Raw genomic sequence first — 22,628 nt, 5'->3', positions numbered from 1 at the left:
GCGGAGTCGGCACAGAGAAAATCCTTGTTATGGCGTTATGAGACGAAAAGAAGACATGACCAACAGCGTCCACGCTAACCATTAACGCGTGTGCCGACAAGCTTGCCGCAGTTTACCGGGCAGGCAAACGTCTGTATATGTATAGACAATTTCACGCGAGGGGTGCGAAACCATGTCCGTTTTCTTTGCCGAACGCGCGTTGTTGCCCACAGGCTGGGCCAATGACGTACGTTTTGAAGTCAGCGCAGATGGGCTGTTGACGAGCGTTCAGGCGGGTGCCGATCGTCAGGGCGCCGAACTGCTCAGCGGGCCGGTGGTGCCGGGCATGCCCAATCTGCATTCGCACGCATTCCAGCGCGCCATGGCGGGTCTGGCGGAAGTGGCGGGCAACCCCAATGACAGCTTCTGGACCTGGCGCGATCTGATGTACCGGCTTGTTGGCCAGATCAGCCCGGAGCAACTGGGCATCATCGCCCGCCAGCTGTACATCGAAATGCTTAAAGGCGGTTTCACCTCGGTCGCCGAATTTCATTACGTGCATCAGGACGCCGATGGCAAGCCTTACGCCAATCCCGCCGAACTCGCACTGCAGGTCAGTCAGGCAGCCCGTTCAGTGGGGATCGGCATGACGCTGCTTCCCGTGCTTTACAGCCACTCAGGTTTCGGCGGGCTGGCGCCCAACGAGGGCCAGCGCCGGTTTATCAACAGCACGCAAAGTTACCTGGACCTGCACAATCAGCTGCGGCCTTTCATCAGCGAGCAGCCCGCGCAGGCGCTGGGTCTGTGTTTTCATTCGCTGCGGGCGGTGACGCCCCGGCAGATCAGCGAGGTCATGTCAGCCAGTGATAAGCACTGTCCGGTGCACATTCATATTGCCGAGCAGCAGAAGGAAGTGGACGACTGCCTGAGCTGGAGCAGCCGTCGTCCGTTGCAGTGGCTGTTCGAGAACGTCGATGTAGATCCGCGTTGGTGCCTGGTCCATGCCACGCATGCGCAAGCCGATGAAGTGACCTCGATGGCCCGAAGCGGCGCCGTCGCGGGGCTGTGCCTGACCACAGAAGCAAACCTGGGTGACGGGATTTTTCCGGCCGTGGATTACATCGCTCAGGGCGGACGCTGGGGCGTCGGCTCCGACAGCCATGTGTCGTTGAGCGTGGTCGAGGAACTGCGCTGGCTCGAATATGGCCAGCGTCTGCGTGATCAGCGTCGCAATCGCCTGCACCGGGCAGATCAGCCGATGGTCGGCCGCACGTTGTACGACGCTGCGTTGTCAGGCGGCGCTCAGGCCATGGGCCAACCGATCGGTGCGCTGGAAGTCGGCAAGCGTGCAGACTGGCTGGTGCTCGACGGTAACGATCCGTACCTGTCGACGGCTTCGGGGGATGCGATTCTCAATCGGTGGCTGTTCGCAGGCAGCGACCGGCAGATTCGCGAGGTGATGGTCAACGGGCGCTGGGTAATCCGCGACGGGCGACACGCTGACGAAGAGCACAGCAGCCGGGCGTTTGCGCAGGTGCTGCGAGAATTGCTGGGCTAACCCGCAGCATGCGGGAATGAATGTTCTGCAGAACTGAGCTTGCCCGCAACTGCGGCTGGTCGGCATCACATTGCCGGATATGCCTTAATCGCGGGCAGCTCGCGCCTGTCTGGAAGCGGCGCTATTGCGCTGACTTCCCAATCTGCGAGTCGTCGACTCTCCAGATCAGCTTGGTCGTGTCGTAGCCCTGCTGCTGCGCTTTGATCAGCAGGTCGTTGCGCACGCTGTCGGAGACGTGGGCGGTACGCGACAGCAGCCAGAGGTATTTGCGATTCGGGTTGCCGACCAGCGCCAGCTTGTAGTCGTCGCTGACGTACAGCACCCAATAGTTGCCTTTCGCAAGGCCGGGCAGCAGTCGCGAGAACCAGTTATCGAACACCACCCACAGCTTGTCGGTCTTGCCCTGAACCTGAGGCGAGGCCGTACCGGTCGCTTCTTCCCACTTGCCTTCCTGGGTGCGGCAACGGTTGGTGACCGCGATATTGCCGTCATCCTTCAGGGCGTAATGCGCCTCCGATTGCGCGCAGTTGCGCTGGAAAAACATCGGCAGTCGTGCCAGTTCATACCACGTGCCCTGATAGCGCTTGAGGTCGACGTGATCGACAGTTCTGGGTGCCATGGATTCACCTTCCGGGGTTACTGAGCAGGCCGACAGCCACACTGCAGCGGCCATCATTGCGGCCAGTTTCATCACGCGACGAGTATTCATTCCAGGCCCTGACCCGTATGCAAAACGACTTTATCGGCAGCGTACTGAACGCTGATGAACGTCTTCTGATCACCCCAGGTGCAGCTGGACATGCCCAAGGCACCTGAGCATTCGGTCGGCTTGCCCAGCAACTGCTCGATCTCGGCCTTGGACATGCCGGCTTTGATTTTCGAGTAGTTTTCCTGGTTGATCTTGCTGCACGCCGCAAGCAGCACGCAGAACGACAATAACGCTAGAGAGCGCAAAGACATGGAATGAAGCTCCTGAATCGAGAGGGGGCGACGGCACGGTGAGGGGCTGGCCCGGGTCACTGGCGCGATGCCGAAAGCTTAGAAGAGAAAACCGCAGGTCTGGTTCCGTGGAGGCAGAACTTCCATTCGGGGCGGCTTCACGATCCCTGCCTATTTGCCGGAACAAGGCGGCGAACGGGCTTAAAACCGCGAACCACGCTCCTTCAGGAATTCTACTTCCTCAGGCGTCGATTCTCGGCCGAGCGCGGCGTTGCGGTGGGGGAATCTGGCGAACCGCTCGATGACCACGCGATGCTTTTTGGCGTAGTTCAGCGTGCTGGTGAAGTATTCGCGATCCGTGGCAGGCAGCAGATCGAGCAGGGCGGTGAAGCGGCGAATCGCTTCATCCTGAGCGGCAAGGTCCTCGGTGTGCTCGAGCACCAGATAAATGAACGTGCGTTGCAAAGGCGTCAAGGCCAGATCGCGATGAAGCTTCAGGCCGTGGGCGACGAGCGCCTGAGCGCGGGCGTCTCCGGCATACGCGTTGGGTGTGTCGCGGAAGATCATGCGCGGCAGCTGATCGAGCAACAGCACCAGCGCCAACCAGCCTTGCGGCGTGGCCGTCCATTCGGAAAGCCCGCCTTTGAGCGCAAGGTCCACCAGACCGCCGAAGCGATTCAACGCGTCGGTGTCCTGGGATTTCTTCTTGCCGAACCAGAGCCTGTTCTTCTCCCTCGCGGCCTCTGCTGGCGATTCAGCGGAGCCGAACCACCAATCCAGCAGCGGCAGCCAGGGCGCGCTCATGATCCGTTATTCCTTGTGATAGGACGTAGCGCGTTCCACTTCTTCTTTCGAGCCCAGGAACACAGCCACGCGTTGGTGCAGGCCTTCAGGCTGAATGTCGAGAATCCGCTGATGACCGTCAGTGGAAGCGCCGCCAGCCTGTTCGACCAGGAACGACATCGGGTTGGCCTCGTACATCAGGCGCAGTTTGCCTGGCTTGGAAGGCTCACGCGCATCGCGCGGGTACATGAACAGGCCGCCACGGGTCAGGATGCGGTGCACGTCGGCAACCATCGCGGCCACCCAGCGCATGTTGTAGTTCTTCTTCAGAGGGCCTTCTTCGCCCGCCAGCAGCTCTTCGACATAGCGCTTGACCGGGGCTTCCCAGTGACGCTGGTTAGACATGTTGATCGCGAATTCCTGAGTGGATTCCGGGATGCGGATGTCTTCATGGCTGAGCACGAAGCTGCCCATTTCGCGGTCCAGGGTGAAGCCTTTGACGCCGTCGCCCAGGGTCAGAACCAGCATGGTCTGCGGGCCATAGATGGCATAACCGGCGGCAACCTGTTGAGTGCCCGGCTGCAGGAAGGCCTTTTCGTTCAGCGCTTCGTTCTGGCTCAGGTACTCGTTAGGGCAACGCAGCACCGAGAAGATGGTGCCGACCGGGGCGTTGATGTCGATGTTGGACGAACCGTCCAGTGGGTCGAACACCAGCAGGTAAGCGCCTTTGGGGTATTTGCCCGGGATCTGGTAAGCGTTGTCCATTTCCTCGGAAGCCATGCCTGCCAGGTGGCCGCCCCATTCGTTGGCTTCCAGCAGGATTTCGTTGGACATCACGTCCAGTTTCTTCTGTACCTCACCTTGCACGTTCTCGGTACCCATGCTGCCAAGCACGCCGCCCAGCGCGCCTTTGGATACCGCGTGGCTGATTTCCTTGCACGCACGCGCCACCACTTCGATAAGGAAGCGCAGATCGGCAGGAGTGTTGTTGCTGCGGGTCTGCTCAATCAGATAGCGACTCAGGGTAGTGCGGGACATGGAGAGCTCCGAAGATGGGAATAAAAAACGCGCACAGTTTAGCGCGAGTGGGGAGTTAATACTGCCTGTCAGACCGGCTTCGTAGTGATTGAGTTCACGAACTACATGAGCGTATTCGTTCAATAGTTACAAGTTCATGTGCATCCTGCGGGATTTCCCCATTGCGGGATCGGTTCAGTGCTGGCGCCGACGCGATATTTATTTGCTGCGTGAAGTGCGCAGCGTGCTCAACGCCATCCACCCCAGAAACACGACGCCCAGTACCAGCACGCTCCACAGACCGATGCGCTTCCAGTCGGGCCCGCTGACTGCCGGCAGCGCGGGCGTCATGGCAGGCACGGGCGCTACGCCCAGCGACGCTTTACCGAACGACGCGGCTTTTTCGGGCGTGACACCCGGCACCAGCGTGCTCAGCGGCAGGCTGGCGCCCTTGATCTTGTCGTTGCCGATGGCCAGGCTGTAGGGCGGTGCGCCGCGCGCCAGAAACACCAGTTGCGTGGCCCGCACGGCAAAGCTCAGCTTCGGCGCATCCTTGCCCAGACCACCACCTCGATCGTCCACTTCGAGTTTCAACTGCTGGACGACATTGCCCGGCAATTCCATTTCATCCTGCACGGCATCCTGGCCATTCTGAGTCAGGCGATACAGCAGGCCGCTGTCGATCATCTGCCAGGGCGCATTGCTGTCGCGGCGTGCGTAAAGCGTTGCAGGGGCCAGGCTGTTGGGCTGAGCGATGTCGACCTTCATGCGCTCCAACGGCAACGCCACAGGCAGCTGCCACACGTATACGCCCGGTTTCTCCACGCGGCCATTGATGGTCGGCGACCAGCTCAGTGGCAGCACGCCGGGGCGGGTACTGACCAATTGCGCCGAGGTCAGTGTGGGCGCCGATTGCGGCGTGCTCCACAGCAACCGCAAGTAACGCGCGGTTCGCCCGGGCAATGTCACGATGCGCTGTTCGACCAGTTCGTCGGCGAAGGACAGCCGCGCCACCTGACCCTCTCCCCAGCGTTGCCAGTGTTGCAGGTCGTCGCTCGCTTCGATGCTGAAACGCTGGAACCCTTCGCGCTCGGTGCTCCAGTCCAGGATCAATTGATCAAGGGGTGCTTTGATGGCGCTGGTGTCCAGCAACCAGCCGCGCAGAACTTCTTCGCCGGCTTCGATTTCGCCTTGGGGCTGAACCTCGACCAGCGTGCCCTCTGGCGTGCGTTCGACGCGGATGCGGGGTTCGGCGTCCCTGGCGTCGTCGCTGTTGTAGAGCGCGAACCACTTCACTGCGACCGGCGTTTCATCCGCCGCGCGCTGCGGCTGTCCCAGGGTGATCGCATAAGGCTGGGCCTGGCCGTCGGCATTGAACACGCGCACATCGTTCAGATTGCCCTGGCGCGCATTGAGCTGCAGCCCGAGCGGCAGTTCGAGGCTGTACCACGGCCCTTCTCCGCTGAGGGTCAGCGGCGTGTGACTGGCGAAATCATCCGGCAAATCCTCCGCCTGAGTCAGCAATGCTGCGCACAGCAGAGAGCCGAACATGGCGGCCTTGAAGATGCACTGACGGCTCAACGGGTGACTCCTTACGCGCTTCATTCCGGTGCCGAATCGGTAGGCGCAGCATCGATTGATGACTGACTTCTTGTAGGGTTTTTCGGCGGTAATGGTGCGAAATATCCCACTACAAGCAGCAGAATGCCAACGCCGATAAACGAAACAATGCGCTCCAGTCCGCCGCGATTGCTCAGCTCGACGAAGAACAGTTTGGCCACGACCACGCCGATCAGCGCGGCGCCGACTATCCACATCTCACGGCGTGCACGCAGGTGGCCGCCGATCATGAGTGCCAGCGCCATCAGCGTCCAGACGATGGAAAGACCGGCCTGCACACGCATGGATTCAAGCAGTGCATCAGTCTGCCAGGCGACGCCAGCCCAGTGATGCGCCGTTCTCATGACCACCGCTGTAATCAGCGCAAACAGGGACGCGCCGGCGATCAGCAGAGCGGCTTTCTGCGCGTGGTCGACGCTGACGCCCAACGGCGGCAACTGTTTGCGAAGCCAGCTGAAAATGCCCGCCAGCGTGATCAGCAGGCCCAGCTCCAGCGGGTTGAGCAGTGGAATGTACGGCAGGGGATCGGCATTGCCGTCGCTGAAGCCGTTCGCCAGCCAGAACCAGGTCAGCATCAGCGCTGCCAGCGGTGCAGCGGCCCATACACGGTATTCCTTCGTGTACGTATCAATCGGCCACGGCCAACTGCGCGGCGCCGTCATTGCCAGCAGATACAGGCTCGGCAGCAGCGCCCAGCCCAACCATCGCCACGCATTGTAGGCCTCGGACATCACGAGCAGACCGTACCTCAACTCCAGCGACAGCACGCCGATGATCAGCCAGCATCCGAGTACGTGAGACGCACTGCGCAAGCGCGATTCCAGCGTGCCGTCGAGGCGCTTGAGGGTCAGCACGTGAGCGACGAACACTGCAAGCCAGCTCAGCCAGCCGAAGTCGGCGGCGGGGTTGTAGTAAGGGTTGAAAATCATCAGGCCCAGTAAAACCGCGCTCGCCGGTGTCAGCAGGCAGCACAGTTGCGCCAGCCCGGACCATTTCAGGCGCAAGGCGAGCACGGCCCACAGCGCGACGCTGAGCGCGCCCAGCAGCAGAAGGGTCGGGACTTCGCGTGGTCCCGCTACGTAATGGGTACTGACGCATAGGGCGATCGACCACCACAGCGCGCCCCAGATCAGCAACGAGGGTTGCAACACCCGTTCGCTGAACGCCAGACGCAACGTGCCGATGCGTTCGACGGTGAAAGCGCTGATCAGGCCGGCGATCGAGATGATCGAAGGCGTCCAGAAATCCCCATGATTGAAGCTTGGCGAGTACCAGCGTCCGACAATGCCCAGAAAGGCAAAGCCTGCGCCCAGCTGCAGCAGCAAGCCGAAGAACCGCGCAAGCAACCGATCCTGACGCATGCCGAGCCAGAACACCGCGGCGCCCTCGATGGCCCACGCTACGGTGGTCCATTGCGCGCTGAGTCCCAGCGGGACGGCCAGCGTCGCGAAGACCACGCCCAACGCCAGGCAGGTCTCTACCAGCAACAGCGCCCGGTCTGACGCGCGCCCCGCGAGGAACCGGGCGATACCCATATAGAGAACCCCCAACACCAGCGCGCTGAATGCAGCGCCGAATTCAACGTGCTGAATCAGCGCGTATTGCAGGCCGAATCCGGCGATAGGCGTCCCGAGCAGCAGCGTCCCATCCACGTAATGGCTCTGTCGCGCGGACCAGCGCATCAACGCTTCACGACTGCCGTCCGCGGGGCCAATCGCGTGTTCCTGTAACTTGCGCCGGGCGAACAGAAGTCCGATCGCCAGATACATCAGGAAGAACAGGATGAGAAACGGTTCGGTGCTCCAGAACAGCGCTGGCGTATAGGCGTTCAGGCCCCAGGCGAAGCCGATGCCGAATGTGCCGATGAAGCCGATCAGGTTCAGCGTGCGCCAGGCCTTGAACCACGCGATGGCAAAAATCCCGCCGTTGAGTAGCGCGAAGTAGCTGAACAACGCCACATGGCTGCCGTCGCCGGAGGAGGTGAGCAACGGCGCTGCGAAACCGCCCAGTGCCGCGACGCAGGCAAGCGCCAGAGCGTTCTGGGTGAGCGCCAGAACGGCTGAGAAAACCGTGACGGCCACCAGCAGACCGAAAGCCATGCCGGGCGCCAGCAGCGTATGGACCTTCATCGCCGCGAAGACCGTCAGGTACAGCACGGCGACGCCGGTACCCTGCAGCATCAGGGCGAAGGAGGCATTGCGTTGGCGCAGCCACCAGCCCAGTCCGAGCAACGCCAATGCAGCAGCCGCGACACCGGCGTATCGGGCCTCGATCGGTACGACCATGCCTTCGGTGGCGTAACGCAGCAGAAACGCAAGGCCGAGAAACAGCAGAACCACGCCCACCCGCAACACCGTGTTGCCGCCGAGAAGCCAGTCTTTGGCGCGAAGGACTGCGCGATCGAGCAGGTTCGGCTGAGCGGGTGAATGACTGACGGAGGCGGCGCGGTGGGTGGTGTCTGGGGAGGGACGCCATTGGGCGGAGGTTGCGGGTTCCGGCGCGGCGGGCTCGAGGTCCGGTAGATCCCATATCAACTCTGGACCGGCATCCGAAATGGGCTCGATGTCCAGCGGGGTGGCTGCGGGAGCGCCCGGCAGTTGCACAGCCGCCGAATCCAGTTGGTCGAGGCGCTGCTGAATGGCCTGTAGATCCAGTCGCGTTTGCGCCAGCTCGGCCTTTTGGCGGGCAGCTTCATGGTTGATGGCCGACAGGCGAAGGCTCAAACCTGCGGACAGCCCGATCGCTGCGCCGACTACGCCGCCAATCAGTGATTCGTCGAGCACCGCCCCGATGACCATGCCAGCCAACAAAAGAATCCATTGCACGCGAACACATCCTTTTCAGCCGCAGACCGGCGATGGCGAGGAGTATATCGGGCGCCGGGCGGGAGGAAACATTTTGTGTCGGAGACTGAGGACCCGGTCACTGCCGGATTGCTGCGCTTGATGCAAACCCCCTGTAGGAGCGCGCTTTCGTCCGGATGCGGTCCAGACCAAGCGCGCTCCTACTGGTGTTTACAGGTTATTAATCCAGCGCCTTCCAGATGTCGTTGGCGTACTCACGGATGGTCCGGTCAGACGAGAACCAGCCCATCCGCGCCGTGTTGAGCACCGCCGAGCGCCACCATTCGGTGGAGTCGTGCCAGCGTGCCTCGACCTTGGCCTGGGCGTGCCAGTACGACTCGAAGTCAGCGCAGACGAAAAAGCGGTCGTAGTTGATCAACTGATCGATCAACCCAGCATAACGATACGGATCGTCCGGGGAGAAAACCCCGCCGCGAATCGCCTGAAGCACATCGTTCAGACGTCCGGACGCCGCAATGTCGTTATGGGCGTTGAATTCGCCGGCGTGCTTGCGCGCTTCGACTTCCTGCGCGGACATGCCAAAGATGAACATGTGCTCAAGCCCCACTTGCTCGCTCATTTCCACGTTGGCGCCGTCCAGCGTGCCGATGGTCAGCGCGCCGTTGAGGCCGAACTTCATGTTGCTGGTGCCGGAAGCCTCCAGGCCCGCGGTGGAAATCTGCTCCGACAGGTCGGCTGCCGGAATGATGCTCTCGGCCAGACTGACGTTGTAGTTAGGCATGAACACCACTTTCAGGCGCCCGCGCAGGGTCGGGTCGTTGTTCACGGTGCGCGCGATGTCGTTCGCCAGTTTGATGATCAGCTTGGCCGAGTGATAACTGGCGGCCGCCTTGCCGGCGAAAATCTTCACGCGCGGCACCCAGTTGGTGCTTGGATCGGCACGCATGGCCTGATACAGCGCCACGGTGTGGAAAAGGTTCAGCAGTTGGCGTTTGTATTCGTGGATACGTTTGACCTGCACATCGAACATCGCTTCGGGATTGATGACGATGCCCATCCGCTCCTGAATGATCGTCGCCAACGCCTGCTTGCTCTGGAGTCGCTGAGCGGCAAATTCCTTCTGGAATTTCGGATCGTTGGCCAACGGCTCGAGTTTCAGCAGCGCGGTCTCGTGATTATCGAGCACCTGTTCGCCCAGTTCGTTGACCAGCATCGAGGTCAGCTGCGGATTGGACTGGAACAGCCAGCGGCGGAAGGTGATGCCGTTGGTTTTGTTGTTGATGCGCTCCGGGTACAGCTTATGCAGCTGCGCGAACACCGTCTTGCGCATCAGTTGAGTGTGCAACGCCGATACGCCGTTGACGCTGTGCGAACCCAGGAACGCGAGGTTACCCATGCGCACGCGGCGGCCGTTGTCTTCTTCGATCAGCGACACGGCACGCAGCAGGCCGAACAGGTCCGGATCGTCCTTGTGCTCCAGGCGTACGTCGTCGATGTGCTGCGCATTGATCATGTAAATGATCTGCATGTGGCGCGGCAGCATGCGTTCCATCAGCCCCACAGACCAGGTTTCCAGAGCCTCGGGCAACAACGTGTGGTTGGTGTACGCGAGGGTACCGACAGTAATGCGCCAGGCTTCGTCCCACTCAACGTCATAGATGTCGATGAGGATGCGCATCAGCTCAGCCACCGCGATCGAGGGGTGCGTGTCGTTCATCTGGATGGCGGCGTGTTCAGGCAGGCTGTTGATCGAGTAGCCCATGTTCTTGTGGCGACGCAGCAGATCCTGCAGCGATGCCGACACGAAGAAATATTCCTGCCGCAGGCGCAGCTCCTGACCGGCTTCGGTGCTGTCGTTGGGGTAAAGCACGCGCGAGATACTTTCAGCCCGGACGACTTCGGCCACGGCACCTACGTGGTCGCCCGCGTTGAAGCGCTCCAGATGCAAGTCTTCGACGGCACGCGCACGCCACAGGCGCAAGGTGTTGACCGCTTTACCGCGCCAACCCACGACCGGCGTGTCATACGCAATGGCGCGCACGGTTTCGCCCGCTGTCCAGACCTGCCGCGTTTCGCCAGAGGCGTCGAGCACCGGCGCTCCGGCGGCATCCAGAACCGGCTGGACGCTGCCGCCAAAGCCGATCTGGTAAATCACTTCCGGGCGTTCGAATTCCCACGGGTTACCGAAGTCCAGCCAGTTTTCAGTCTGTTCCTGTTGCCAGCCATCCACGATCGCCTGACGGAACAGGCCGTGTTCGTAACGAATGCCGTAGCCGTGTCCGGCGATGCCCAGCGTGGACATGCTTTCCATGAAACAGGCGGCCAGACGACCCAGGCCGCCGTTGCCCAGGGCCGCGTCGGGCTCCAGGGTGCGGATTCTTTCCAGATCGACCTTCAGGTCTTTGAGCGCTTCACGCGCGACTTCCAGGATGCCCAGATTGCTGAGGCTGTCGAACATCAGTCGACCAATCAGAAACTCGAGCGAGAGGTAATACACGCGCTTTTTTTCCTGCCGATAGATGTAGCGCGTGTGATTCATCCATCGCTCTGCCATCTTGTCGCGGGTCGCCAGGGCGATTGCCATGAACCAGTCATGGTCGAACGCGTGGTCGGCATCCTTACCGACGGCATACTCGAGTTTGGTAAGCACAGCTTCACGGAATGCTGCCACTTCAGCGTCACGAACGTTGGGTTCCGGAGACATCGGGTACGACCTCAAGTTGGTTAGACGATTAAATGGGGTTGTTTGACTGTAGGGGGTGTCGTCGGTTATTTCCTGCCCGGCGGGTAAAATATCCGCTTGCATGACTCACGGTTCGACTCAGACATGCCGCTCTGGTTCGCAGCTATTTGAACGTATAAAACGCTTGCATCGATCGTTCCACTCGCGTCTGACGTGTGTCGTTTCATGCGACAGTGATGATCATCTTCACCGCCGGGCGTGCGAAAACAAAGGTCACAGTGAAGCAGTAACAGGCAAGCATGATCATTTGTCGATTCGGGTTTATGATGCCCAACGGCAGATAAATAGAAGCCCCTGAATTGGACTTATGGAGCACCTATGCAGACTTTGTACCCGCAGATCAAACCTTATGCCCGGCACGATCTGGCAGTGGAAGAGCCTCATGTGCTGTATGTCGATGAAAGCGGCTCGCCGGATGGCTTGCCGGTGGTATTCATCCACGGCGGGCCGGGTTCGGGATGCGATGCACAAAGCCGACGTTATTTCGATCCGAATCTGTACCGCATCATCACATTCGATCAGCGCGGATGTGGTCGCTCCACGCCCCACGCCAATCTTGAAAACAACACCACCTGGCATCTGGTCGAAGACCTTGAGCGCATCCGCACGCATCTGGGTATCGATAAATGGGTACTGTTCGGCGGTTCCTGGGGCTCGACGCTATCGCTGGCCTATGCCCAGACGCATCCGGATCGCGTCCACGCGCTGATTCTGCGCGGCATCTTCCTGAGCCGCCCGCAAGACATCAAATGGTTTTACCAGGAGGGTGCGAGCCGACTGTTTCCGGATTACTGGCAGGACTACGTCGCACCGATTCCTCCCGATGAGCGAGGCGATCTGCTCAGCGCCTTCCACAAGCGTCTGGTGGGCAGCGATCAGATTGCCCAGATGCATGCGGCCAAAGCGTGGTCAACGTGGGAAGGGCGGGTCGCAACCCTGCGCCCGAATCCTCAGGTGGTCGACCGTTTCTCCGAGCCGCAGCGCGCCTTGTCGATCGCGCGCATCGAGTGCCACTACTTCACGAACAATGCTTTTCTCGAAGAAAACCAGCTGATCCGCGATATGCACAAGATCGCGCATCTGCCAGGCATCATCGTGCATGGCCGCTATGATGTGATCTGTGCGCTGGACAACGCCTGGGAGCTTCATCAGGCATGGCCGAACAGTGAATTGCAGGTCATCCGTGACGCCGGCCATTCGGCTTCGGAGCCCGGCATTACCGATGCGCTGATCCGGGCCGCCTCACAAGTGGCGCGACGCCTGCTGGATCTGCCCCCCGAAGAGGCTTGATTGTTGATCCGGAATACCCATGCGGGCGCGAATCAATTCGTGCCCGCCAGGTTTTTGTGAACTCGAGAGAATCCCGGGAAGATCCATAAATGAAAGGTTTGCTTCAGCGCGTGCGCAGTGCGCGCGTCGATGTCGAGGGCGTGACGGTCGGCGCCATCGATCAGGGTCTGCTGGTGCTGGTGGGCGTTGAGCCTCAGGACACGCAGGCCAGTGCCGACAAATTGCTGCACAAGCTGCTTAACTATCGGGTGTTCAGCGACGCCGACGGCAAGATGAACCTCTCGTTGAGCGATGTCGGTGGAGGTTTGCTGCTGGTTTCTCAGTTCACGCTGGCGGCAGACACCAGGAGCGGAATGCGCCCCAGTTTTTCGAAGGCGGCACCGCCAGCGTTGGGAGCTGAGTTGTTCGAGTATTTGGTGTTGAAGGCGAAAAGCTCGCATCACACGGTCGAAACGGGCCAATTTGGTGCGGACATGCAGGTCCATCTGGTCAATGATGGCCCTGTGACATTTTTGTTGGAGAGCTGATTGCGCTGTTTTGCCTGCTGTACCCGAATTTATTAGGCAAAAAGCCATAAATACTTTGCTTCCCCTGATGCGTTGTAACGCGAGCTACTAGATAATCGCGCGCTACAAAGACGGGCTATCGTTCGTCCAATCGGTAAAAACGCAGATTGGTCCGACATCGTTTGGGGAATCATTGGCCCCTTTCGGAGTCGGAACAATGCTCGCCAACCCGGCATTTGAAAGCTGGCCGTTGGTTTCTTCATCTGTTTTCGGCGAGGGTTGCTCGTGATTGTTAGTCCATGTAATGCACCAAAGACCCCTGGCAAGCGCCTGCGCAGTGCCTTGTTGGCCGGGTCGGCTTTGTTTTGTCTGTTCGGCGCCGGTCAGCTTTGGGCGTTCGATCTCGACGACGTGGCGACAAAGGCCAAAGAACTGGCCGGACAGAAATTCGTAGCGCCAAAAAGTAACCTTCCGGCGGAATTCCGCGACATGAAGTTCGCGGACTACCAGAAGATTCGCTTCCTTCAAGAGAAGGCGGAATGGGCCAATGACAAGACCCCGTTCAAGATTTCCTTCTACCACCAGGGCATGCACTTCGACACCCCGGTCAAGATCAACGAAGTGACGGCCACCACCGTCAACGAGATCAAGTACGACCCGAGCCGTTTCAATTTCGGTGACCTGAAGTTCGATACCAAAGCGACCGAGAACCTGGGTTATGCCGGCTTCCGCGTCACTTACCCGATCAACAAGGACGACAAGCAAGACGAAATCATGACCATGCTGGGCGCGAGCTATTTCCGCGTCATCGGCAAAGGTCAGGTTTACGGTCTGTCCGCCCGTGGCATGGCGATCGATACCGCGATGTCGTCGGGTGAAGAATTCCCGCGTTTCACCGAGTTCTGGATCGAGAAGCCGAACACCGATGACAATCATCTGGTGATTTTCGCGCTGCTCGACTCTCCTCGCGCCACTGGCGCGTACAAGCTGACGCTGCGTCCTGGCACCAACACGCTGGTAGACGTGCAGTCGCGTATGTACCTGCGTGAGAAGGTCGGCAAGCTGGGCGTCGCCCCGCTGACCAGCATGTACCTGTTCGGCGCGAATCAGCCTTCCAAGGTCCTGAACTACCGTCGCGAGCTGCACGACTCCAGTGGTCTGTCGATTCAGGCGGCCAACGGCGAGTGGATCTGGCGTCCGCTGAACAACCCGAAACACCTGGCGGTCAGCAGCTTCTCGGTCGAGAACCCGCGCGGTTTCGGTCTGCTGCAACGCGGTCGCAACTTCAGCCATTACGAAGACCTGGACGACCGCTACGACAAACGTCCGAGCGCCTGGATCGAGCCTAAGGGCGATTGGGGCAAGGGCACCGTCGATCTGGTGGAGATCCCGACTGCCGACGAAACCAACGACAACATCGTTGCGTTCTGGAAGCCGGAAACCCAACCGGAGCCCGGTCAGCCGGTCGACTTCAACTATCGCCTGCACTGGACCATGGACGAGGATTCCATTCACTCGCCTGATCTGGGCTGGGTCAAGCAGACCCTGCGCTCCACCGGCGACGTCAAACAGTCCAACCTGATTCGTCAGCCTGATGGCAGCGTGGCTTATCTGGTCGATTTCGTCGGCCCGAATCTGGCCAAAATGGGTGAAGACCCTGCGATCCGCAGTCAGGTCACCACCGATGACAATACTGAGCTGGTTGAAAACAACCTGCGTTACAACCCTGTCACCAAAGGCTGGCGCCTGACGCTGCGCCTGAAGGTCAAGGATCCGAACAAGTCGGTCGAGATGCGCGCTTATCTGCTGCGCGAAACGCCTGCCGAGCCTGGCAAGGAACCTGCCGTCATCACTGCTGACAAATCAGACAAGAAGCCTGAGAAAAAAGCAGACGCCAAAGCCGCGGTAGTGGCCGTGGCGCCGAAGGATGACAAGGCAGAAATCGTCAAGACCGACGCGGTGAAGGCCGGCGACGCGAAAGACACCAAAGATGCCAAAGTGGCCAAGGCAGACGCCAAGGACGCTGGCAAAGCCGACAAAGCCGATGCAGCCAAGCCTGCCGACGCTGCGAAAGTAGCTGAAGCCAAGTCCGATGAGGCTTCCCGTCCGGAAGCCGCGCTGGGCGATGCTGCAAAAGCCAACAAAGGCGCCAAAGACACCCCGCAGCCAGCTGTAGAGGCTGCATCCACCCAACAGGGGCCGGCCATGATTCAACAAGTCCTGACCGAAACCTGGAGCTACCAGTTGCCAGCCGATGAGTAATTCACAAGCCGTGCCAGAGTCTCTGACCGAGTACCTGGCACACCTGCCAATGAGCGACGAGCAGCGGGCAGAACTTGCCAGTTGCACCTCGTTCGCAGAGCTGCATGAACGCCTTTCGGCGCAGACCGTGGCCGATCCTGCCGAAGCCGCCCAGGCTTCGGTGGGTCGCCGTCTGACCCTGACCACCGCTGATGAGCTGCATGACGCCGAAATGCTGAGTGTCGACGCCAGCGGTCGCGTGCGCCTGAAGGCCACGCCGCCGATTCGCCGGACCAAGGTTGTGCCTGAGCCCTGGCGCACCAACATCCTGCACCGCGCCTGGCGCCGGATGACCGGCAAGACCAATCCGCCAAAGCCCGATCAGAGCGATCTTCCGCGTGATCTGCCCAAGGCGCGCTGGCGCACCGTCGGCTCGATCCGTCGCTACATCCTGCTGATCCTCATGCTGGGCCAGACCATCGTGGCTGGCTTCTACATGAAAGGCATCCTGCCGTATCAGGGCTGGTCGCTGGTTTCATTCGATGAAATCAGCCATCAAACCCTCTGGCAGACCGCCGTTCAAGTGATGCCGTATGCGCTGCAGACCAGCATCCTGCTGCTGTTCGGGATCTTGTTCTGCTGGGTGTCGGCCGGTTTCTGGACTGCGCTGATGGGCTTCCTCGAATTGCTCACTGGCCGCGACAAGTACCGGATTTCCGGCGCCAGCGCGGGCAACGAGCCTATCGAAGCGGGCGCGCGGACTGCGCTCGTCATGCCGATCTGTAATGAAGACGTTCCTCGCGTTTTCGCGGGGCTGCGTGCAACGTTCGAGTCGGTCGCGGCCACCGGTGATCTGGACCGTTTCGACTTTTTCGTGCTCAGCGACACCAACGAAACCGACATCGCCGTTGCTGAGCAACAGGCCTGGCTGGACGTCTGCCGCGAGGCCGGCGGCTTCGGCAAAATCTTCTATCGCCGCCGCCGTCGTCGCGTCAAGCGCAAGAGCGGTAACCTGGATGACTTCTGCCGTCGCTGGGGTGGTGACTATCGTTACATGGTCGTGCTCGACGCTGACTCGGTCATGAGCGGCGAGTGTCTGACCAGTCTGGTGCGCTTGATGGAAGCGACGCCGGACGCCGGTATCATCCAGACTGCGCCACGCGCGTCGGGCATGGATACGCTGTACGCGCGCATGCAGCAATTCGCGACTCGCGTGTACGGTCCCCTATTCACGGCCGGTCTGCACTTCTGGCAGTTGGGCGAATCCCATTATTGGGGTCACAACGCAATCATCCGCATGAAGCCGTTCATCGAGCACTGCGCCTTGGCGCCATTGCCGGGCAAGGGCGCATTTGCCGGTGCGATTCTGTCCCACGACTTCGTTGAAGCTGCGCTGATGCGTCGCGCGGGCTGGGGCGTGTGGATCGCTTATGACCTGCCGGGCAGTTACGAAGAGCTGCCGCCGAACCTTCTGGACGAGCTCAAGCGTGACCGCCGCTGGTGTCACGGTAACCTGATGAACTTCCGTCTGTTCCTGGTCAAAGGCATGCACCCGGTTCACCGCGCAGTGTTCCTGACAGGGGTGATGTCTTACCTTTCGGCACCGTTGTGGTTCTTCTTCCTGGTGCTGTCCACCGCGTTGCTGGCGGTGAACACGCTGATGGAGCCCACGTACTTCCTAGAGCCTCGGCAGCTCTATCCGCTGTGGCCACAATGGCACCCGGAAAAGGCCGTCGCGCTGTTCTCGACCACCATCGTTCTGCTGTTCCTGCCCAAACTGCTCAGCATCATTCTGATCTGGGCCAAAGGCGCAGTGGGCTACGGCGGTCGGATCAAGGTCACGTTGTCGATGCTGCTGGAGATGCTGTTCTCCATGCTGCTGGCGCCTGTGCGGATGATTTTCCACACGCGCTTCGTTCTGGCTGCGTTCCTTGGCTGGGCTGCCACGTGGAACTCTCCGCAACGTGACGACGACTCCACTCCGTGGAGCGAAGCGGTCAAGCGTCACGGTCCGCAGACGCTGCTCGGTTTCGGGTGGGCATTGCTGGTGATGTGGTTGAACCCAAGCTTCCTCTGGTGGCTGGTGCCGATTGTCGGTTCGCTCATGCTGTCGATCCCGGTTTCGGTGATTTCCAGCCGGACCAATCTGGGTCTCAAGGCGCGTGACGAAAATCTGTTCCTGATCCCTGAAGAGCACACGCCGCCACAAGAGCTGGTGTCGACCGATCAATATACCCACGAAAACCGCTGGCACGCGCTGAATGACGGTTTCGTTCGTGCCGTGGTCGATCCCAAGCAGAACGCGCTGGCATGTGCGCTGGCGACCTCTCGCCACCGTCATGCCGAACCGATCGAGTGGATGCGCGTCGAGCGCGTGCGCCATGCGATCAAGGGCGGTCCTGAGCATCTGAACAACCATGAGCGCCTGCAGTTGCTGAGCGATCCGGTTGCGCTGGCTCGCCTGCACGAGTTGGTCTGGGCCGAAGGCAACACTGCGTGGCTGGATGCGTGGCGAGCGTCGGTCAAAGCCGATCCTCACGCGCCACTGTTGCCGTTGCAGCCAGCGACTCACGCCAGCGAGGCAACCCTCGTCAACGCCTGAGTGAACGCGTGATAAAAACGCCGCCGAAGAGCAATCTTCGGCGGCGTTTTCGTTTGCTCCACTGCTGCGATGGCGCTGCAATGGGACCGGTTTTACCTGGCAATCCAAGTAGGACCGGCTTCAACCGGGAGGCGTCCGTGCAGGCGCCGTCAGCTTGGGATAGGGCGCCTTACGCCTTGCCGGCTAAAGCCGGTCCTATTTCTGCGCTCCCATATCGGCGTGCCATCAACTCATCCGGAACTTGCCCACCATTTCCTTCAGCTGCACGCCCAGCCGCGCCAGTTCGATGCTGGATGCTGCGGTTTCTTCGCTTGCGGCGGCGGTCTGCTCTGACACGTCGCGCACGTTCAGGACGCTACGGTTTATCTGTTCGGCCACGCTGCTTTGCTCTTCACCGGCCGCAGCGATCTGCTGGTTCATGGCCTGAATGTTCGACACGGTGCGCGTGATGTGGCCCAGCGCGCTGCCAGCCTGACGGCTGAGGTCCACGCTGCTGTCAGTCAGATCACGGCTGGCATCCAGCGTGCTGACGACGTGCTGAGTACCGTTCTGCAGTGCCGCGATCAGCACTTCGATCTCTTCGGTTGACTCCTGAGTGCGTTGCGCCAGGCTGCGCACTTCGTCCGCCACGACGGCAAAACCGCGCCCGGCCTCTCCAGCCCGCGCCGCCTCTATGGCCGCGTTCAAGGCCAGCAGATTGGTCTGCTGCGAAACCGACTTGATGACGTCCAGCACCCCGCCGATCTTGTCGCTCTCAAGCTTGAGCTTACCCATCGCTTCGGTGGAGTTATTGACCTCGCGCGCCAGACGCTCGATCTGAACGATGGCGTCATTGACCACTTTGTCGCCCTCGCGGGCCTGCTGGTCTGCCTGGCGTGCGGCTTCGCTCGCTTCCTCGGCATTACGCGCGACCTCCATTACGGTGGAAGTCATCTGATTCATCGCCGTTGCAACGAGGTCGGTTTCGTCTTTCTGACTGTTCACTCCAACGCTGGTCTGTTCGGTGACGGCCGACAGCTCCTCCGCGGCGCTGGCGATCTGGGTCACACCGTCGCCAATGCCGCTGATCAACCCGCGCAGGCTGACCATCATGTCCTGCATGCTGCGTTGAAGAGCACCCATTTCATCGCGACGCCTGACATCCAGATCCTTGCTCAAGTCGCCTTGCGCAATGCGCTCGGCCGCCTTGAGGGTTTCGCGCAACGGCGTGATGATTTGCTGAGTGATCAGCCACGCTGCAAGCAAGCCGAGCACCAGCGCGATAGCCGCCACGCCGCTGAGCATCGTGCGCGATTGGGACGCCTCGGCATCGCGTCGCAGGCTTTGCAGCGCCGTGATCTCACCGGTGGACGTCAGGAGTGTGTCGCTCAGGGCCTCCATCGATTCCTGAGCGGCCTCGGCGCTGACCTGCAATTCCTTGAACTGCCGCAGGCTGTCGCGGTAGCCCTGCAGCGTCTTGCGCGCTGTCAGCAGCTCGCCGATGGTGCTCTCGCTTTGGTCACGAGCGATTTGCTCGACCTCCTGGAGCGCCTCGTCGATGGCGGTGATGGCCGCGACTTCGTAGGATTCTCTTCCGCTGAATACGTAAGCCTGCACTTCATAACGCGCGTTCTGCACTTGGGCGCGCAATTGTTGAATATTGGTGAACTCATCCAGTCGCTCGCTGCTGTCCTGTTCTTGACTGACGGCTTTGAGCACTTCGCTTTCAACCTTGCTGATTGACGCGATGGCCTGGTCGGAGAGGTTCGCCAGGCGGATACGCGATGCCTCGCGGGCTTTGAGCTGTTGGCCCAGCTCGGCAAAGGTCGATTCCAGCGTTCGCACCGTTTCGCTCTCGCTGTGAAGAAGCTTGAGGATATCGGGGGGCGGAGAATCCTCGCGCAGCACCGCCAGGTGCGCCTCGATTTCGTTGATGCGCGCTACGACGCGGCTCGCATTGTCCGGCGTATTTTCATCACGAAAGATAATGCGTTCGGCGCGCAGATCCTTGGTCATGGCGTTGAGCTGGGCGATCGACGTCAGCGACTCCGAACGCTCAATCATGATGTCCAGGCCATGCCAGCCAGTAAGCGTGATGGCCAGTGTCAGCAACAACACCAGGCCGAAGCCTAGCGATAATTTGAGTTTGACGCTGGCGTTGGCCAATGCCCGATTGAAGGTGTGCAACATGGGACGTCTCCTGCGGATGAGCGATAAACGCGCATCGGCAGGCGAGACGGGAATGTGACCTGAACAGGTCGTAGGATATTTCTGAAGCTGAGCGTGAGGTGACGAATGTCGCAAAATGGCCCCGAAGGGCCGATTCGCGGGTCGGACTCAGCGGGTGATCTAGACGCGAAAGCGGCCAACCAGTCCCTGCAGATGCGTGCCCAGTCGCGCCAGCTCCATGCTGGAGGCAGCGGTTTCCTCGCTGGCCGCCGAGGTCTGCTCAGAGACATCGCGCACGTTGAGAACACTGCGGTTGATCTCTTCGGCGGTAGCGCTCTGCTGCTCGGCAGCGGCCGCAATCTGTTGGTTCATCGACTGAATGGCCGATACCGTCCGCGTGATGCTTTCCAGTGAGCTGCCGGCCCGACGGGTCAATTCGACGCTGCTGACGGTCAGGTCACGGCTGGCGTCCATGATCGTAGCGACCTGCTGGGTGCCGTTCTGCAGGCTGGCAATCAGCACTTCGATTTCTTCGGTGGACTTCTGCGTGCGTTGCGCCAGGCTGCGTACCTCGTCGGCCACCACCGCAAATCCACGTCCGGCTTCGCCCGCGCGTGCCGCTTCGATGGCTGCGTTCAGCGCGAGCAGGTTGGTTTGCTGAGCGACCGACTTGATCACATCCAGCACGCTGCCGATCTTGTCGCTTTCGCGTTTGAGTTCGCCCATGGCCTCGGTCGAATGGCTCACTTCGCTGGCCAGGCGCTCGATCTGGGCAATGGCTTCGTTTACCACCTTGTCGCCTTCACGGGCCTGTTGGTCGGCAGCGACGGCGGCCTCCGATGCTTCCTCGGCGTTGCGTGCGACCTCCTGCACCGTTGCGGTCATCTGGTGCATGGCGGTGGCGACCTGATCGGTTTCAACCTTCTGGCTGTTGACGCCTGCGCTGGTCTGTTCGGTGACCGCTGACAGCTGTTCGGCCGCGCTGGCGATCTGGGTGACGCCATCACCGATGCCGCCGATCAGCTCGCGCAGGCTGACGGTCATTCGTTGAATGCTGCCTTGCAACTGGCCGAGTTCATCGCGACGGTCGACGCTGAGGTTATGTGTCAAGTCGCCGGACGCCACGCGCTCGACGGCAACCAGCGTCTGACTGAGAGGAATGACGATCTGGCGGGTAATCGCCCATGCCGCGATGACCCCGAACAGCAGGGCCAGAGCGGTGGCGATGGTCAGCATCGACCGCGCTTGCTGGCTGTCTGCATCGCGCTTGGCGTTCTGCGAGGCCGTCAGCTTGTCGCTCAGGTCCAGCAACTGCTGGCCCAGCGCGGTCATTTTCTCCAGTGCCTGGCGACTGACCTGCTGGGCATCGCGGTACTGGCCGACGGCGGCGCGATAACCTTTGAGGGCCAGGTTCGCGCGTTGTAATTGAGGAATGTATTGCGACGAAACGTCACCGGCCAGCGAGTTCACGCCCATGATGGCTTCATCGATCGCCGCATTGGCGTTTTTCTCGAAGTCCGGATTGCCGCTGAAGGTGTAACCGCGCACCTGGAAGCGGGCTTGTTGGATCTGCTTGCTGACGTCTACCGCGCTGTTGAACTGCAGAATATTGTCGTGCTGGATCAGCGCTTCTTCGATCTTCTTGACCTCATCCACTGCGGCGTCTGCCGTTGCGCCGAGGTTGCTGCGGCTGGCCTCACGCGCCTGCAAGGCCTTGCTCATGTCGTCGAAAGCCTTGCGGTAGTCCGTTGCGGCCTGGATTTGCGCGTCCAGCAACTTGAGATCCTCGCCGGCAGTGATCACGCCGCGAGTCCTTTTCAGGTCGCCATCGAGCTTGTCCAATGCGGTCATGACTGCCGTCGCCGCTTCCGGGCTGAACTGAGCTTCATAGCGCATACGGGCAGTGCGCAAATCCATCGTCTGTTCGCTGATCTGCGAGATCGCAGCGAGCTTGTCGCCGCGCTCGATCAACGACGTCAGGCTCAACCAACCCGTGGCGGTGATGATCAGCGTCAGTAACAGCACCAGCCCGAAACCGATACCCAGTTTGAGGCTGACGCTCACATTTCCAAGGCGGTGGGCAAACCAGCGAGACATGATGATTCCTTGCGGATTATTGTTATGGACGCAGGGTTATCGGCACGATTGCACCGGCCTGAAGCCAAGAGAAGGCGGCATATCGGCCAAGTGTTGGATCGCCGATGGAAGCCGATTGCCAGGCACAAGACGGGCTAGAAGGGCTATGCGGCATGGCGTCGTCTCGCGCCAGGCACCGCACCGGTGGGAGCGGGCTTGCCCGCGAAGACTGACTTCCAGCCGCGCATCTCCACCGGACACTCCGGCCAATTCGCGGGCAAGCGCGCTCCTACAGAGATCCGGGTATTCCCGAACTCTACGG

General features: G+C 60.7%; 14 protein-coding genes and 1 pseudogene. 5 read left to right on the top strand and 10 right to left on the bottom strand.

From position 1 onward, the window contains the following. Positions 1 to 172 precede the first annotated feature (172 nt). The gene (locus BMZ10_RS18465) at positions 173 to 1,537 is read left to right on the top strand and encodes a formimidoylglutamate deiminase (protein ID WP_093465461.1); all 1,365 of its coding nucleotides are present in this window, start codon (positions 173 to 175) and stop codon (positions 1,535 to 1,537) included. A 121-nt stretch (positions 1,538 to 1,658) separates the two neighbouring features. Here BMZ10_RS18465 and BMZ10_RS18460 read toward each other — a convergent pair whose 3' ends face one another. From BMZ10_RS18460 to BMZ10_RS18430, 7 genes are all read right to left on the bottom strand, one after another. Next, positions 1,659 to 2,210 carry a lipocalin family protein gene (locus BMZ10_RS18460; RefSeq protein ID WP_371265991.1) on the bottom strand — a complete coding sequence of 184 codons (552 nt, stop codon included), beginning with the start codon at positions 2,208 to 2,210 and terminating at the stop codon, positions 1,659 to 1,661. Positions 2,211 to 2,242: 32 nt separating this feature from the next. Next, complete coding sequence (bamE, locus tag BMZ10_RS18455) at positions 2,243 to 2,497, bottom strand: outer membrane protein assembly factor BamE domain-containing protein (protein WP_093465457.1); 255 nt, start codon at positions 2,495 to 2,497, stop codon at positions 2,243 to 2,245. 180 nt (positions 2,498 to 2,677) lie between these two features. Continuing rightward, positions 2,678 to 3,280 carry a DUF924 family protein gene (locus tag BMZ10_RS18450; RefSeq protein ID WP_093465454.1) on the bottom strand — a complete coding sequence of 201 codons (603 nt, stop codon included), beginning with the start codon at positions 3,278 to 3,280 and terminating at the stop codon, positions 2,678 to 2,680. 6 nt (positions 3,281 to 3,286) lie between these two features. Continuing rightward, the gene (locus BMZ10_RS18445; RefSeq protein WP_093465452.1) at positions 3,287 to 4,297 is read right to left on the bottom strand and encodes a class 1 fructose-bisphosphatase; all 1,011 of its coding nucleotides are present in this window, start codon (positions 4,295 to 4,297) and stop codon (positions 3,287 to 3,289) included. A gap of 198 nt (positions 4,298 to 4,495) precedes the next feature. Then, entirely contained in the window at positions 4,496 to 5,881 is a 1,386-nt protein-coding gene (locus BMZ10_RS18440; protein ID WP_093465449.1) for a DUF3999 domain-containing protein, read from the bottom strand. Next, a complete protein-coding gene (locus BMZ10_RS18435) occupies positions 5,878 to 8,694 on the bottom strand; it encodes a DUF2339 domain-containing protein (RefSeq protein WP_371265990.1) in 2,817 nt (938 codons plus the stop codon). Before BMZ10_RS18435 ends, BMZ10_RS18440 begins: the two co-directional genes overlap by 4 nt. Before the next feature lie 226 nt (positions 8,695 to 8,920). Next, positions 8,921 to 11,404, bottom strand: coding sequence for a glycogen/starch/alpha-glucan phosphorylase (locus BMZ10_RS18430; protein WP_093465444.1), 2,484 nt, complete (start codon positions 11,402 to 11,404; stop codon positions 8,921 to 8,923). A gap of 357 nt (positions 11,405 to 11,761) precedes the next feature. Between BMZ10_RS18430 and pip the strand changes: the two genes are divergently transcribed. From pip to mdoH, 4 genes are all read left to right on the top strand, one after another. Further along, positions 11,762 to 12,733 (top strand): prolyl aminopeptidase, encoded by a 972-nt coding sequence (gene pip, locus BMZ10_RS18425; protein ID WP_093465441.1) that lies wholly within the window; start codon positions 11,762 to 11,764, stop codon positions 12,731 to 12,733. Between the two features lie 89 nt (positions 12,734 to 12,822). Next, positions 12,823 to 13,260, top strand: coding sequence for a D-aminoacyl-tRNA deacylase (gene dtd / locus BMZ10_RS18420; protein ID WP_093465438.1), 438 nt, complete (start codon positions 12,823 to 12,825; stop codon positions 13,258 to 13,260). Positions 13,261 to 13,524: 264 nt separating this feature from the next. Beyond that, positions 13,525 to 15,501, top strand: coding sequence for a glucan biosynthesis protein G (locus BMZ10_RS18415; protein WP_093465435.1), 1,977 nt, complete (start codon positions 13,525 to 13,527; stop codon positions 15,499 to 15,501). Beyond that, on the top strand, positions 15,494 to 18,082 hold the full coding sequence (gene mdoH, locus BMZ10_RS18410) for a glucans biosynthesis glucosyltransferase MdoH (RefSeq protein WP_093465432.1): 2,589 nt from the start codon (positions 15,494 to 15,496) through the stop codon (positions 18,080 to 18,082). The genes BMZ10_RS18415 and mdoH overlap by 8 nt, the downstream gene beginning before the upstream one ends. Positions 18,083 to 18,307: 225 nt before the next feature. Here mdoH and BMZ10_RS28360 read toward each other — a convergent pair whose 3' ends face one another. The 3 genes and pseudogenes from BMZ10_RS28360 to BMZ10_RS18400 all read right to left on the bottom strand — a co-directional run bounded on the left by BMZ10_RS28360 (position 18,308) and on the right by BMZ10_RS18400 (position 22,327). Further along, on the bottom strand, positions 18,308 to 19,171 hold the full coding sequence (locus tag BMZ10_RS28360; RefSeq protein WP_371265989.1) for a methyl-accepting chemotaxis protein: 864 nt from the start codon (positions 19,169 to 19,171) through the stop codon (positions 18,308 to 18,310). After that, positions 19,169 to 20,251: pseudogene (locus BMZ10_RS28355) on the bottom strand (methyl-accepting chemotaxis protein); the annotation flags it as partial. The pseudogene BMZ10_RS28355 and the gene BMZ10_RS28360, both read right to left, overlap by 3 nt. 159 nt (positions 20,252 to 20,410) lie before the next feature. Then, entirely contained in the window at positions 20,411 to 22,327 is a 1,917-nt protein-coding gene (locus tag BMZ10_RS18400; protein WP_093465426.1) for a methyl-accepting chemotaxis protein, read from the bottom strand. Positions 22,328 to 22,628: the final 301 nt, after the last annotated feature.

The sequence above is a fragment of the Pseudomonas sp. NFR16 genome, assembly GCF_900108875.1.
GTDB lineage: Bacteria > Pseudomonadota > Gammaproteobacteria > Pseudomonadales > Pseudomonadaceae > Aquipseudomonas.
The sequence above is the reverse complement of the archived record's forward strand: the minus strand, read 5'-3'. Positions and strand labels throughout refer to the sequence as shown.

Coding starts and splice junctions, on each gene's coding strand:
- BMZ10_RS18465 (WP_093465461.1), top strand. CDS start 173: ATGTCCGTTTTCTTTGCCGAACGCGCGTTGTTGCCCACAGGCTGGGCC.
- BMZ10_RS18460 (WP_371265991.1), bottom strand. CDS start 2,210: ATGGCCGCTGCAGTGTGGCTGTCGGCCTGCTCAGTAACCCCGGAAGGT.
- bamE (WP_093465457.1), bottom strand. CDS start 2,497: ATGTCTTTGCGCTCTCTAGCGTTATTGTCGTTCTGCGTGCTGCTTGCG.
- BMZ10_RS18450 (WP_093465454.1), bottom strand. CDS start 3,280: ATGAGCGCGCCCTGGCTGCCGCTGCTGGATTGGTGGTTCGGCTCCGCT.
- BMZ10_RS18445 (WP_093465452.1), bottom strand. CDS start 4,297: ATGTCCCGCACTACCCTGAGTCGCTATCTGATTGAGCAGACCCGCAGC.
- BMZ10_RS18440 (WP_093465449.1), bottom strand. CDS start 5,881: ATGAAGCGCGTAAGGAGTCACCCGTTGAGCCGTCAGTGCATCTTCAAG.
- BMZ10_RS18435 (WP_371265990.1), bottom strand. CDS start 8,694: ATGGTCATCGGGGCGGTGCTCGACGAATCACTGATTGGCGGCGTAGTC.
- BMZ10_RS18430 (WP_093465444.1), bottom strand. CDS start 11,404: ATGTCTCCGGAACCCAACGTTCGTGACGCTGAAGTGGCAGCATTCCGT.
- pip (WP_093465441.1), top strand. CDS start 11,762: ATGCAGACTTTGTACCCGCAGATCAAACCTTATGCCCGGCACGATCTG.
- dtd (WP_093465438.1), top strand. CDS start 12,823: ATGAAAGGTTTGCTTCAGCGCGTGCGCAGTGCGCGCGTCGATGTCGAG.
- mdoH (WP_093465432.1), top strand. CDS start 15,494: ATGAGTAATTCACAAGCCGTGCCAGAGTCTCTGACCGAGTACCTGGCA.
- BMZ10_RS28360 (WP_371265989.1), bottom strand. CDS start 19,171: ATGGTCAGCCTGCGCGGGTTGATCAGCGGCATTGGCGACGGTGTGACC.
- BMZ10_RS18400 (WP_093465426.1), bottom strand. CDS start 22,327: ATGTCTCGCTGGTTTGCCCACCGCCTTGGAAATGTGAGCGTCAGCCTC.